The 13,283-nt window shown below is 71.1% G+C and carries 12 protein-coding genes; 2 read left to right on the top strand and 10 right to left on the bottom strand.

Annotated features, from left to right (window positions below; all coding sequences use genetic code 11):
- Positions 1 to 316: 316 nt before the first annotated feature.
- From ACIPWY_RS04950 to crcB (ACIPWY_RS04935), 4 genes are all read right to left on the bottom strand, one after another.
- Entirely contained in the window at positions 317 to 1,102 is a 786-nt protein-coding gene (locus tag ACIPWY_RS04950) for a DUF4142 domain-containing protein (protein ID WP_362905012.1), read from the bottom strand.
- A gap of 161 nt (positions 1,103 to 1,263) precedes the next feature.
- Positions 1,264 to 1,638, bottom strand: coding sequence for a fluoride efflux transporter CrcB (gene crcB, locus ACIPWY_RS04945; RefSeq protein WP_362905014.1), 375 nt, complete (start codon positions 1,636 to 1,638; stop codon positions 1,264 to 1,266).
- Positions 1,635 to 1,991, bottom strand: coding sequence for a DUF190 domain-containing protein (locus tag ACIPWY_RS04940; RefSeq protein ID WP_389546114.1), 357 nt, complete (start codon positions 1,989 to 1,991; stop codon positions 1,635 to 1,637). The genes crcB (ACIPWY_RS04945) and ACIPWY_RS04940 overlap by 4 nt, the downstream gene beginning before the upstream one ends.
- Positions 1,988 to 2,473 (bottom strand): fluoride efflux transporter CrcB, encoded by a 486-nt coding sequence (gene crcB, locus ACIPWY_RS04935; protein WP_362905018.1) that lies wholly within the window; start codon positions 2,471 to 2,473, stop codon positions 1,988 to 1,990. Before crcB (ACIPWY_RS04935) ends, ACIPWY_RS04940 begins: the two co-directional genes overlap by 4 nt.
- Positions 2,474 to 2,642: 169 nt before the next feature.
- Here crcB (ACIPWY_RS04935) and ACIPWY_RS04930 point away from each other — a divergent pair, with 169 nt between their 5' ends.
- Positions 2,643 to 3,224: an inositol oxygenase family protein gene (locus ACIPWY_RS04930; RefSeq protein WP_362905020.1), complete on the top strand. Its 582-nt coding sequence runs from the start codon at positions 2,643 to 2,645 to the stop codon at positions 3,222 to 3,224.
- A gap of 39 nt (positions 3,225 to 3,263) precedes the next feature.
- Positions 3,264 to 4,085, top strand: coding sequence for an SDR family oxidoreductase (locus ACIPWY_RS04925; protein ID WP_393703018.1), 822 nt, complete (start codon positions 3,264 to 3,266; stop codon positions 4,083 to 4,085).
- 4 nt (positions 4,086 to 4,089) lie between these two features.
- Here ACIPWY_RS04925 and ACIPWY_RS04920 read toward each other — a convergent pair whose 3' ends face one another.
- The 6 genes from ACIPWY_RS04920 to ACIPWY_RS04895 all read right to left on the bottom strand — a co-directional run bounded on the left by ACIPWY_RS04920 (position 4,090) and on the right by ACIPWY_RS04895 (position 13,135).
- Positions 4,090 to 5,601, bottom strand: coding sequence for an SDR family NAD(P)-dependent oxidoreductase (locus tag ACIPWY_RS04920; RefSeq protein WP_383887536.1), 1,512 nt, complete (start codon positions 5,599 to 5,601; stop codon positions 4,090 to 4,092).
- A 204-nt stretch (positions 5,602 to 5,805) separates the two neighbouring features.
- A complete protein-coding gene (locus ACIPWY_RS04915) occupies positions 5,806 to 7,212 on the bottom strand; it encodes a wax ester/triacylglycerol synthase family O-acyltransferase (protein ID WP_362905026.1) in 1,407 nt (468 codons plus the stop codon).
- Between the two features lie 159 nt (positions 7,213 to 7,371).
- Positions 7,372 to 9,717: a GH92 family glycosyl hydrolase gene (locus ACIPWY_RS04910; RefSeq protein ID WP_401532238.1), complete on the bottom strand. Its 2,346-nt coding sequence runs from the start codon at positions 9,715 to 9,717 to the stop codon at positions 7,372 to 7,374.
- 167 nt (positions 9,718 to 9,884) lie between these two features.
- Positions 9,885 to 11,105: a glucose-1-phosphate adenylyltransferase gene (gene glgC, locus ACIPWY_RS04905; RefSeq protein WP_362905030.1), complete on the bottom strand. Its 1,221-nt coding sequence runs from the start codon at positions 11,103 to 11,105 to the stop codon at positions 9,885 to 9,887.
- 66 nt (positions 11,106 to 11,171) lie between these two features.
- Complete coding sequence (gene glgA, locus ACIPWY_RS04900) at positions 11,172 to 12,353, bottom strand: glycogen synthase (protein ID WP_401532236.1); 1,182 nt, start codon at positions 12,351 to 12,353, stop codon at positions 11,172 to 11,174.
- A gap of 47 nt (positions 12,354 to 12,400) precedes the next feature.
- Positions 12,401 to 13,135 (bottom strand): (2Fe-2S)-binding protein, encoded by a 735-nt coding sequence (locus ACIPWY_RS04895; RefSeq protein WP_401532234.1) that lies wholly within the window; start codon positions 13,133 to 13,135, stop codon positions 12,401 to 12,403.
- Positions 13,136 to 13,283 lie beyond the last annotated feature (148 nt).

The raw sequence follows: 13,283 nt of genomic DNA, 5'->3' as shown, positions 1-13,283 counted from the left end.
GCGCACTCCTTGTGTGTCGGGTAACCCTGTCCGGCGCGTCCCGCCCGGCGTTCCCGTCGGGCTTCCGGCGCCCGGTCGGGCCTGGTTTCGATACCGGTTCGGGCGCGGTGGCGCCGGTTTCCTGCCTGGGCGGCCCAGGATGGGGCCGTCCCGCGACGGACCACGGGTGCTGGTAGGACCGCGTTGTGCTGTCCGTCGGCTACAGAGTATCCATATGAGCAGGGCCCCGCTCGATGGGGCCGAAACCAGAGAGACGGCTGGGGGCCGCCGGGGATTCATTCGGCCATCGGCAATATGACACCCGACTGGGCGATGACTAGGGGATTTCGTCTGGATCAGGCCGGTCCGTATTGATCGATCGCCCCGGATCGTCGGTCGGCTCGGCAGACGGCTGGGACGTGACATACGGCGAACCGGAGGGCTCGGCGGGGTTCGGAGCGGGCGGCAGCACGCCTCCCGGGGGCGGCGGTCCGGTGGGACTGGCGGTGGCGCTGCCCGCCGCCTCGTTCGCGATGGCGTCGAAGTCCACGTCGCCGGTGTTCTCCAGCATGGTGATGTGGTCGAGGACGGTCTGGTTGGCGTCGGTGGCGAGCTCGCGGACGAGGGTGTTGCGGGTGGTGTGGCGGACCTGGGCGATCAGCGCGAAGACCTTGCCGTGGGAGTCGCGCAGCAGGTTGGCGAACTTGTTCTCGTAGTCCTTTCCGCTCGCCGCGGTCAGCTGGTCGAGCCAGCCCTGCTGCTGCGGGTTGGGCTGGTTCGGCAGCTCCACGCCGAGCCGGCCCGCAACCGACCGGACGCGCTTGTCGAGGTCGGTGTGGCCGACGACGAGGTGGTCGCCCGCCATCCTGATCGCCTGCGTCGGCGCCCGCTCCATCGCCTGCTGGCCGGCCGGGATCTCCCAGAGCCCGGCGAGCCGCACCTTGACCAGGAAGTCCCGGTCGGTGGCCGACAGGGGGCCCCACTGGGTGGCCACGCTGCCCGCGTTCAGGTTGGCCTGCCCGGTGCCCGAGCGGTCGGCGTACGACCAGATCGGAAAGGCGAGCGCGCCCAGGGTGGCCACCAGGGCGGCGAAGATGAGCGCGGTCCCGTTGATGCGTCGCAAGCAGTCCTCCCAATACCGGCGTCAACTCGCCGTGCGGGCGAGCTACTTGTTGGTACGGGAGGGTACGGATGTGACGGGCGTGGCGTTCAGGCTTTCGTCCCGCCGATTTCTCGACCCGGGCTTTTGCGGCCTGGCCTTTTGCGGCCTGGCCCCATTTCGACCTAGCCCCAGAGGGCGTCCGCGAGCGCGACCCCCGCGAAGGCGGCGCCGAGTCCGGCGGCGACGCTCGCGACCACGTTGGCCACGGCGAAGAGCCGCGCCCCGTCCTCGCCGAGGCGGAGGGTCTCGTAGGAGAACGTCGAGTATGTCGTCAGGGCGCCGCACAGGCCCGTGCCGATGAGGAGCTGCGCCTGCGACGAGGCCGCGCCCGCGGCGACGGCGCCGGTCAGCAGCCCGAGCACGAGGCAGCCGCAGACGTTCACCGTGAACGTGCCCCACGGGAACACGCTGTCGTGGCGGGTCTGCACGGCCCGGTCGGTGAGGTAGCGCAGCGGCGCGCCCACCATCGCCCCGGCGATCACGAGAAGCCAGTTCACGCCCGCGTTCCGCCGCTCTCGCGGCCCACGTACCGGATGACCTCGCAGTCGTCGAGCATGACCAGGCCCTCGGACACCAGCTCGTCCAGCTCCGGCAGGAACGCCCGCACCCGCCCCTCGGTGTCGACGATCACGACGGCCACGGGCAGGTCCTCGCTGAGCGAGAGCAGCCGCGAGGTGTGGATCAGGGACGAGGCCCCGAACCCCTCGATGCCGCGGAAGACGCTCGCCCCCGCGAGGCCCGCCTTGTGCGCCCGGTGCACGATCTCGCTGTACAGGGGCTTGCGGTGCCAGGTGTCGTGCTCGCCGACGAAGACCGTCACCCGCAGGGCACGCCCGGTCAGTCGCGTCATCGCTTCCTCCACGCCAGTACGCGGCGCGTCAGCTCCACCGCGAGTGCGACCGCGGCGAGCGCCACCAGGAGTGTCGCCGCGAGATAGACCAGGCCCGTCCGGACCCGGCCGCCGTCCACCAGCCGCTGGATGTCCACCGCGTACGTGGAGAACGTGGTGAAGCCGCCCAGGACGCCGGTGCCGAAGAACGGCCGCACCAGGCGGTGCGCCGCCCACACATCGGTGATGATCACCATGAACACGCCGATCACGAAGCAGCCGAGCGCGTTCACCCACAGCGTCGTCCACGGGAAGGCGCCCGGCGATGTGGGCCACAGGAGCGCGGCGCCGTAGCGGGCGCAGGCGCCGAGGGCGCCGCCGAGCGACACCACCGCCACGACCGGGCCCTGGGCCCGCAGGCCGCCGCGCCGCTGGTCCGGCACGCGCAGATCGAAGTCCGGATCACTGGGTTCGTCCACCGCCGGGGACTGCCCGCCTGCCATCCGTGTCCGTCTCCTCCTCGGCCCCGCAGCCACGCCGGCACTGAAGATCACTGCCGCGATCAGCTTATCGCCGGTCCGGACTCGCCGTTAATGTCCCGTTGTCCCCGGCGAAAGATGGCCATGGTGTCCTGCCGGGACACCGGCAAGCGGGTCCAGGGAGGAGCCACACATGACACGGGTCGAGCTGCGCAGCGTCGACGAGCTGATGGATCTTCTGCACGCCTGCCGCGGCGCGTGGGACACCCCCGACCGCAGCGGGGACCCCGTCGACCTGCACGACCACGCGCTGCAGACCGCCGCGCTGCTGCGCCGCGGCCACCCCAGCGACAAGGAGCTCCAGCTCGCGGGGCTCGTCCACGACATAGGCCACCTGCTGCGCCCGGGCGACGACGCGGGCCACGCGGACACGGCAGCGGACGCGGTACGGGGACTGCTCGGGGAGCGGGTCGCGCGCCTGGTGCAGCTGCACGTCCCGGCGAAGCGCTACCTGGCGATGTCGGACCCGGCGCGCGGACTTTCGCCGCAGAGCGCGCTCACGCTGGAGGCGCAGGGCGGGCCGATGACACCCGAGGAAGCGGTGGCCTTCGCCCAAGACCCGTTGGCCGACGATGCGGTGACGCTGCGTCAGGCGGACGACGCGGGCAAGGTCGTGGGCCTCGACGCCGGGGTGATGGAGGACTGGCGGCCGGTGGCCGAGCTGGTCGCGCAGGGGCACCCGTCCACCAACTTCACATCATCGCTACGTAGTTGACATGTCGGACTGACGCCCTGTCATGAGACCGTACGCCCCATGACTTCGGAGCTCTCGCTGGAAGGCAGGGTGGCCGTCGTGACCGGGGGGTCGCGGGGCATCGGCCGGGCCGTCGCCGAGGCGCTCGCGGGCGCGGGGGCGCGGGTGTGTGTGACGGCGCGCGATCCGGACGGGGTCCGCGAGACCGTCGCCGCGCTGACGAAGAGTGGCGCCGAAGCCACGGGGCTCGCCGGGTCCGTCGCGGATCCCGCGCATCTGTGGGAGCTGACGGAGCGGGCCCTCGACGCGTTCGGCCGGCTCGACATCCTGGTGAACAACGCCGCGACCAACGAACCGTACGGGCCGCTGATGGAGGCGGATCCGGAGGTCTGGCGCGAGGCGTTCGCCGTCAACGTGCAGGCGCCGCTGCGGCTTGTGCAGTGCGCCTGGCGGGCGTGGATGTCGGAGCACGGCGGGGCCGTGGTGAACATCTGCACGGAGGGCGCCGGGCACGTCGGCCCCCGCGTCGGCGCCTACGGGACGAGCAAGGCGGCGCTGCTGCACCTGACGCAGCAACTCGCGGGCGAACTGGCCCCGTCGGTGCGGGTCAACTCCGTATCCCCCGGTCTCGTGCGCACGGAGATGGCGCGCTTCGTGTGGGAGGACGCCGAGGAGTCCGTGGCGGCGGGGCTGCCGCTGGCCCGGATCGGGGAGCCGGTGGACGTGGCGCGTGCGGTGCGCTGGCTGGTGTCGGACGAGGCGGCCTGGGTGACGGGGGCCGACCTCCTGGTGGACGGCGGGACCCGGGTCAGGGCCGCGTCCGCGGGCCCTACCGATGCCGTCCACCAGCAGCTCCGTCACCGGCTGCCGGACACTCGCTGAGGCACTACCACTTGCCGGGCGCGTAGTCCTTCAGGAAGACGCCGTACAGGTCCTCGCCGGCCTCGCCGCGGACGACCGGGTCGTAGACGCGGGCCGCGCCGTCGATCAGGTCGAGGGGGGCGTGGAAGCCCTCGTCGGCGAGGCGCAGCTTGTCGTAGTGCGGGCGCTCGTCGGTGATCCAGCCGGTGTCGACCGAGGTCATGAGGATGCCGTCGGTCTGGAACATCTCCTGGGCACTGGTCCGCGTCACCATGTTCATGGCGGCCTTCGCGGCGTTCGTGTTCGGGTGCCCCGCGCCCTTGTAGCCGCGGCCGAAGACGCCCTCCATCGCCGAGACGTTCACGACGTAGGCGCGCCCGCTGGACGCCTTCTTCGCGGCGTCGGCCATCGCCGGGCGCAGCGCGCTGATCAGGATGAACGGCGCCGTGTAGTTGCACAGCTGGGTCTCGAGGAGCTCCACCGGGGAGATCTGCTCGATCGTCTGCACCCACGTGTTGCTCTCGACGACGTCCGGGACGAGGCCGCCCGCGTCGATGGCGCTGCCGTCCCGGTGCCGGGCGACGCTGGCGTTGCCCGCGACCAGGGCGAGATCGGCGACCTGCTGGGCATCGATGCCGGCGATTCCGGCGGGAAGCGCGGCCAGGCCGTCGACCGCGCCGGAGTTGAACGCGCCGATGACGTGGTGGGCGGGCAGCTCACCGGCCGGCAGCGGGGCGCTCTCGCCGTCGACGAGGGCGGCGTAGGCGGAGGGCAGCCGGCGTACGGTCTGCGTCGCGTTGTTGATGAGGATGTCGAGCGGGCCCTGCTCGGCGACCTGCTCGGCCAGGGCCACGGCCTGGGCCGGGTCCCGGAGGTCGATGCCGACGACTTCGAGGCGGTCCATCCAGTCCGCCGAGTCGTCCATCGCCTTGAAGCGGCGGATGGCGTCCTTGGGGAACCGTGTAGTGATCGTCGTGTGGGCGCCGTCGCGCAGCAGGCGCAGCGCGATGTACATGCCGATCTTGGCGCGGCCGCCGGTGAGCAGGGCGCGCTTACCGGAGAGGTCGGCGTGGATCTCGCGCTTGGCGCGGTTCACGGCGGCGCACTCGGGACAGAGCTGGTGGTAGAAGTAGTCGACCTCGACGTACCGGGCCTTGCAGGTGTAGCAGGAGCGGGGACGCTGGAGTATCCCCGCGAGCTGCCCTTCCTTGACCTGCGAGGACGGCAGGAGGCCCTCGGTCTCGTCGTCGATGCGCTCGGCGGAGCCGGTCGCGGTGGCCTCGGTGACGGCCTTGTCGTGGGCGGTCTTCGCGGCGCGGCGGTCCTGGCGGCGGCGCTGCTTCACGGTCCGGTAGACACCGGCCGTGGCCCGCCGGACCTGGATCGCGTCGGGGTGGTCGACATCCAGCTTGTCGAGTTCGTCGAGCACGCTCAGGCAGACGGCGAGCCGCTCGGGGTCGATCCCGGGGCCGAACGAATCCTGCGACACCACCGTGGCGTCGGTGGCGCCCGTCGGGCTGTCTTCTGTCATCGTCATCGCCGCTGCGTTCCTCGCGTCACTCGGACCGCGGCGTGCTGTGAGTGACCGCGGATACTCCCAAAAGGCGGAACCTTACAACCTGCTGTCGACATTCCGCCAAGTGGGCAGTTTATCCCGCTCCCGGGCCCGGCCGGGAACGTCGGTCCTGGACCTTGGTCCGGTACGGCCGAAGGGCGCCGCCGGTGGCGACCAGGACGGCCGTCAGACCGTCCCCCGCTCCGTCTCGCACACCCGCACCAGCGCCGCCAGCTCCTCGCGGATGCCGGTCGCGAGCAGGTCCAGGTCGGGGACCGCGGCCGCGTCGGCGACCAGGCCGTAGTGGACACGCCCCCGGTACGTCGACACCGCGACCGCGAGGGACTGCCCCTGGGCGAGCGGCGCCAGGGGGTAGACCTCGGTGAGCGGGCAGCCGCCGAGCCGCAGGCCGAGGCTCGGCAGCGGGACGCTCGTGACGAGGATGTCGAACAGGAGCCGCGCCGCGTGGGCGACGACGGGCCCGCCGAGCAGGTGACCGAGCGGCGGCACGTGGTCGGCGAGCAGAGCCACGGCGCCGGCGCCGCGCTGCGGGCCCGCGTCCTTGTTGTGGTCCATGGCCGTGCGCACCGAACGCAGCCGGGCGAGCGGGTCCCCCTCGTCCACCGGCAGCTTCACCAGATAGCCGGAGAGCCGGTTGCCCTGGGGGTGGGCCGTACGGGGACGGCGCCGCGAGACGGGGATCAGGGCCCGCGGGCGCACCCCTTCGCTGCCGTTGCCGCGCTCTTCGAGCCAGCGCCGCAGGGCCCCGGCGACGACGGCGATGAGGACGTCGTTGACGGTGCCGCCGACCGTCTTGCGGACGCGGTGCACATCGTCGAGTTCGAGGACGACTCCCTCGGTGCGCCGGGTGCCGGTGGCGGTCGAGGAGAAGGCGGGCGAGGTGTGCACGTCCCAGGTGGCGCGGACGACGGAGGTGCCGATGTCCAGCGCCGTGACGGCACTGGAGGCGCCTTCCCGCAGGAGGCCGGGCAGCTTGCGCGGGTCGAGGTCTCCCAGCCGCAGGTCGTGCATGCCGGGGAACGGCAGCCGGAATCCGCGGGGCGGCTCGGCGGCGGGCGCCGTCCGGGAGACGGGCAGGTCCATCGGGTCCATCACGCCCGCGGCGAGCGTCAGCGCCCGCAGCCCGTCGGCCAGCGCGTGGTGGAACTTGAACAGGACGGCGAACGAGGTACCGTCCGCGCCCGGCAGGACATGCGCCTCCCACGGGGGCCTCGCCCGGTCGAGCGGCCGCTCCATCAGGGCGCCGGCCGCCGCGTGGAAGTCCGCGGTGGGATCGCCCAGCCGTACGTGGTCGAGCGGGGCGAAGTCGGACACGGGCACGCGTGCCGCGCCACCGACGGGGATCCGTACCCCCTGGATGCGCATGCGCAGGCCGGGGACGGCGGGGGCACGGGCGGCGAGGAGCTCCGCCGCGTGCCGGGCGTCGCCCGGCGAACCTGCGGCGAACACCCCCAAGGCGCCCAGGTGCATGGGGTGTTCGGCGGTCTCGATGTTCCAGAACGCCAGGTCGAGTGGCGCGAGGAGGTCCGGGCTGGGCGCGGGCCGAGTGCGCTGGGACTGCTGAGAGTTCACTGAGGCCGCTCTCGCGTTCGACGACGGGGGGAAAGCAGTCAACCGCTCTCCAGTGATTACGGTCAAGTACGATCAAGCTACACACAGTAAACAACAGATTAAGACCCGCCCCTTCAGTGAAGGGGCGGGTCTCGTGGTGCCGGTGGGGCGTGCGGTGCGTTACTTCAGCGCCGGCGGCGCCGCGTCGGCGGAAGTGCCCCAGGTGGAGGGCTTGTCGCCGACCGTGAAGGACAGCTCCCGCAGCCCGCGGATGTCGTCCGTCGTCAGATAGGTCCTCCCCAAAGAGGTGCCGTCGGTCTGCGCCGACTGGATGTACCGCGCCGAGTCCGAGGTCCCCGGAGCCTTCACCGTGAGGCGGCCCTTCGGGTAGTAGCGCCGGTCGAGGGTCACGTCCACCCGTTCGAAGACCGGGGTCGAAAGGCCCCAGGTGTCCGTGCCGGGCTGGACCGGGAAGATTCCGATCGACGACAGGACGTTCCAGGCGGACATGGTCCCGAGGTCGTCATTACCGGTCATGCCCGTCGGGGCGTCCGTGAAGAGCGTGAGCGCGGCGTGCACCACGTCGGTCGTCTTCCAGGGCTGGCCGGTCGAGAGGTAGGTGTAGGGCGCGATCAGGTCGGGCTCGTTCTGCGGGTTGTACTTGTCTGCGTTGTAGTAGTCGTACGGACCGTTCACCCACACCTCACGGGCGGTCTTCGCCGGGTCCTGCACCAGCTGGTCGTACGCGAAGAACGAGTCGAGGCGGTCGTTGGCCGGCTTCGTGCCGCCGATCAGGCCGACCATGCCGGGCAGGTCCTGCGGGACGAGCCACTGGTACTGCCAGGACGTGCCCTCGTGGAAGCCCTCGCTCTTGGCGGGGTCGGCCGGGCCCGTGAAGGTGCCCGCCGCGTCCCGCGCCCGGAAGAAGCCGGTCGAACTGTCGAAGATCTTCCGGTAGTTCTGCGCCCGCTGCGTGTACCGCGCCGCGTCGTCCTTGTGGCCCAGGTCCTTCGCCATCTGCCCGAGCATCGCGTCGGACAGCGCGTACTCCAGGGTCGCGGAGGCGCCGTGGTCGTAGTCGGAGTCGCCCGGCTTCACATGCGCGCGGTCCTTGATGTACGGCGCGAAGCCGTCCGCGATGTACTCCTTGTTGGCCTCGCGGCCGACCGGCGCGGAGTCGGCGGGCGGGACCCCGTCGGCGTTCTTCTTCAGCGCGCGGTACACCTGCTCCTCATACCCCTTGAGCAGACCCTGCTGGTACGCGTTGGTGAGGAACGGGGTGACCGGGTCGCCGGTCATGATGTTCGTCTCGACCGTGCCGTAGCCCCACTTGGGCAGCCAGCCGCTCTCCTCGTCGATCTTGATGACGGAGATCGCCATGTCGCGGGACTCGCGCGGCGCGAGCAGCGACAGGAGCTGCGCCTGGGTGCGGTAGGTGTCCCACAGGGACCAGTTCTGGTAGTACGTGTAGCCCTTGGCCTGGTGGATCTTCTGGTCCCAGCCGGTGTAACGGCCGTCGACGTCGCTGCCGATGTTCGGCGCGAGGAACGAGCGGTAGAGGGACGAGTAGAAGGTGCGGCGGAGCGTGTCACTGCCGCCCTGCGCCTTGACGTCGTCGAGCCGGCCCTCCCACGCGGCCTGCGCGGCGTGCTCGACACGGTCGTACGAACGGCCGCCCTCAGAACGGAGGTTGAGCGCCGCGCCCTTGGCGTCGACGTACGAGATCGCCGTGGTCGCCTCGACGCTGCGGTCCTTGGTGGTGTCGAAGCGCACGTACGCGCCGCTGCGTTCGCCGCCGGCCGTCGACTCCTTGGAGCCCTCGGTGACCGCGTCGCCCTTCCACGTGCCCGACGTGGTGAACGGCCGGTCGAAGCGCGTGATCGTGTACACCGTGTACGGCTTCGTGTCCTGGCAGAAGCCGCTGCCGGTGATGGCCGTGCGCACGGTGCGGTTGTCGAGGATCTCGACCTTGGTGTTCAGGGTCTTGTGCAGCGACTGGCCGGCGTTGATGAGGACGTTGGCCTTGTCCGTGGCGGGGAAGGTGTACCGCTGCACGCCGGTCCGCTTCGTCGCGGTCAGCTCCGCCTCGATGCCCGTCTTGAGGCCGACCTTGTACGAGCCGGGGCTCGCCTTCTCGTCGTCGTGGCTGAACTCGGCGGCGTACTTGGCGTAGTCGGTCGACGTGATGTCGCCGGTCGTGGGCAGCACCGGCAGATCGCCGCCGAGGCCGCAGCCGACGCCGGACAGATGCACGGTGGAGAACCCGCGGATGTGGTTCTCGGAGTAGTCGTAGCCCGTGTTGTGGCCGGTGTCGGGCGAGAACTGCACCATGCCGAAGGGCACGGCGGCGCCCGGGTAGGTGTTGCCCTCATTCTCCGTGCCGATGAACGGGTTGACCAGATCGGTGAGCCGGCCCTCGTCGGTGGCCGCGGCCGCCTGGGCCGACGGTACGGCGAGCGCACCGCCCAGGAGCGCGGCCGCCGCCACCGCCGTCCCCACTCCGCGCAGCCGTTGGGTCCATCTCATGGCGAGACCGCCTCCTAGAGTCCTAGACAACGTTGTCAAAGCGCAGCGCGGTCATTCTTCTGGCGCGTGCGTGTACTCGTCAAGGGACACGACAGCGGGAGCCCGCGAACGAGGCACGGCTCAGGGCATCCGCCGACGAGGTCTGCCCTCCGGATCCGGAACAACCGTCAGGCCACGACCTGTCGGCCCTTCCCCAGCGCGATCACCCCGCCCTTCGACACGGTGTACAACTCGGCGTCACGCTCGCGGTTGACGCCGATGGCCGCCCCCGGCGGGACGTCCACGTTCTTGTCGAGGACCGCTCCGCGCACCACCGCGCCCCTGCCGATCCGTACGTTGTCGTGCAGGACCGAGCCCTGGACGACGGCGCCTTCCTCGACGGTGACGCCCGGGGACAGGACGGAGCGCGTGACCTGGCCTCGGATGACGCAGCCCGGACTGACGATCGACTGGCCCGCGATGCCGCCCGCGCAGAACTTGGCGGGCGGCAGCTGCCCGGGGTGCGTGTAGATGGGCCAGCGCCGGTTGTCGAGGTTGAAGGCAGGCTTGTCCGAGAGCAGGTCGAGGTGCGCCTCGTAGTACGCGTCGAGGGTGCCGACGTCGCGCCAGTAGCCGTGCTCGTGGGGCGTCTCGCCGGGGACGTGGTTGCCGTCGAAGTCGTAGAGCTGGGCGACGCCGCGCTCCGTGAGCATCGGGAGGATCGAACCACCCATGTCATGAACGGAGTTGGGTGTCTCGGAGTCCTGCTGCAACGCGTCGATGAGGGTCTTCGTGGTGAAGACGTAGTTGCCCATGGAGGCGAAGACCTGGTGCGGGGAGCCGGGTATGCCGGGCGGGTCGGCCGGCTTCTCCAGGAAGCGGTCCACGCGTGTGCCGTCGCCGGCCGGCGTGATGATCCCGAACGCCGAGGCGTCCGCCCGGGGTACGCGGATGCCCGCGACCGTGACGCCCGCGCCGCTCTCGATGTGCTGCTGGAGCATCTGGCGCGGGTCCATGCGGTAGACGTGGTCGGCGCCGAACACCGCTATGTAGTCGGGCTGTTCGTCGTGGACGAGGTTCAGGGACTGGAGGATGGCGTCCGCGCTGCCGAGGTACCAGCGCGGGCCGAGCCGCTGCTGGGCCGGGACGGGCGTGACGTAGTTGCCGAGCAGGCTCGACATGCGCCAGGTCGTCGTGACGTGCCGGTCGAGCGAGTGCGACTTGTACTGGGTCAGGACGCAGATGCGCAGGATGTCCGCGTTGACGAGGTTGGACAGGACGAAGTCGACGAGGCGGTACGTGCCGCCGAAGGTGACCGCCGGTTTCGCCCGGTCGGCCGTGAGGGGCATCAGCCGCTTGCCCTCCCCGCCCGCCAGTACGATCCCGAGCACCGAAGGTCCACCGCGCATCCCAGCCCCCAGCTTCGCCTTGAGGATCTATTTCGCTTCGAGGAACTGCTCCGTCTTGCCTGTCTGTCACGCCTTCTCGACCGGCTGCGTCGAATTGAGGATCTCCTCGTACACGTCGGCCGTGCGCCGGGCCACGGTGTCCCAGCCGAACTCGCGCTCCGAGCGCTCCCGGCCGGCAGCGCCCATGCGGGCCGCCTCGCCGGGGTCGGCCACCAGCCGGTTCAGGGCCCGCGCGAGCCCGCTCTCGAATGCCTGCGGGTCGCGCTCCTCGTAGGGCACGAGCAGGCCGGTCGCCCCGTCGGCGACGACCTCGGGGATGCCGCCGACGGCGGAGGCCACGACGGCGGTGCCGCACGCCATCGCCTCCAGGTTCACGATGCCGAGGGGCTCGTACACCGAAGGACAGACGAACGCTCTTGCATGGGTGAGGAGTTGGACCACATCGGTGCGGGGCAGCATCTGCGGGATCCAGTGGACGCCGTCCCGCAGCGTGCGCAACTCGTCCACGAGGGTGCGGAATTCACGCCCGATGGCCGGGGTGTCGGGCGCTCCGGCACACAGGATCAACTGGGCCGACGGGTCCAACTCCTTTGCCGCCCGCAGGAGATGGGGCACACCCTTCTGCCGTGTGATGCGTCCGACGAAGACGACGTACGGGCGGTCCTGGTCGATGCCGACGCGGGCGAGGACGTCCGTGGCGGGGTCGGGACGGTAGAGGGCGGAGTCGATGCCGTTGTGGACGACGCGGACCTTCGCGGGGTCGATCGCCGGGTAGCAGGCCAGGATGTCGTCGCGCATGGCTCCCGAAACCGCGATGACCGCGTCGGCCGCCTCGACTGCGGTGCGCTCGGCCCAGCCCGACAGGGCGTATCCGCCGCCGAGTTGCTCGGCCTTCCAGGGGCGCAGGGGTTCGAGCGAGTGCGCGGTCACGATGTGCGGGATGCCGTGGAGCAACTTGCCCATGTGGCCCGCCAGATTGGCGTACCAGGTGTGGGAGTGGACGAGTTCGCGGCCTTCGAGCGCGGCGGCGATGGACAGGTCCACGGAGAAGGTTCGCAGTGCGTCGTTCGCCCCGTCGAGGGCCTGCCATGCGCGGTGGCGCCGCAGTCCCTCGGCTCCGCCCTCGCCCCACGTGTGCACGTCGAGGTCGACGAGGGGGCGTAACTCCCTTGCGAGGAACTCGACATGGACGCCCGCGCCGCCGTAGACGTCCGGCGGGTACTCCCGGGTCAGCAGCCCCACTTTCATGCAGCACCCCCGTCGTCCGTAGCATGCCCGGCCGCGCACCTTCATGGTCACCCAGAAGCGGCCGGTGGGGAAGAGTGCTGCGGCGGCCGCTCGAAGCAGCAGTCGCCGCAGAGGCCGCAGCCGGGGGCTCGGTAGATGAGGCAGCAGCTGGTGCGGTGGAAGGCGGTGCCGGTGCGGGTGCCGGTCGCGGCGAGACGGGGGTCCGCGAAGAGTTCCGTGGTCAGGAGGCGGGCGCGGGCGGCGACGTCGGGGCGCCCGGCGCGGCGCGCCCAGCGGCTGATCTCGCGGGCTGCGCCGGCGAGCGCGGACCCGGCGTTGCCGCGCAGCAGCGGGGCCGAGACGCGGTGGCGGGCGCGCAGGGCGGCCGACAGGGGCTCCAGGTGACCGTCGAGGACGAGCTCCGCGAGGTGCGCGCTGTCGGCGGGGAGCTGCCCCGCACCGACGAGGAAGAGGTCGTCGGGCGCACTGGCGTCGGGGTTCCAGAGCAGCAGCGCCGGGTCGAGGTCGGGTACGCGCCCGAAGAGGGCTGCGCTGCCGAGCGCCACCGACCAGAGGCGGGCCGCGAGGCCGAGTTGGGCCACGGACACCGCGACGCGCGGTTCGGGCACGGACAGTGCCCGCGCGACCTTCTCGACGCGGTACGCGAGAGGGTCGCGGGCCACGGCCTCGACCTGATAGGCACGCTCCAGCGTCGATAGATCACTCTCCGCTTCCCTCGCGTCATGCAGAGCGAAGAATCCGCCGAGGGAACCGAGTTCGCGCAGGTCGATGTGGACTGTCACGGCTCCAGTACAGCAAGTAGGCGTCCGCAGGTCACGGGTGGGGTGCACCCCATATCCCCCGCCGGGTGGAGGCCCCGTGGCGGGTCGTACTCCATCGGCAGTAGGACCCAATGCGTGCTCAGGTACGACGACGTGAGCGCAGGAAAGA

This window comes from Streptomyces sp. NPDC090032, assembly GCF_044748025.1.
Taxonomy (GTDB): domain Bacteria; phylum Actinomycetota; class Actinomycetes; order Streptomycetales; family Streptomycetaceae; genus Streptomyces.
Note: the sequence above shows the minus strand (reverse complement) of the source record. Positions and strands in the feature narration are given on the sequence as shown.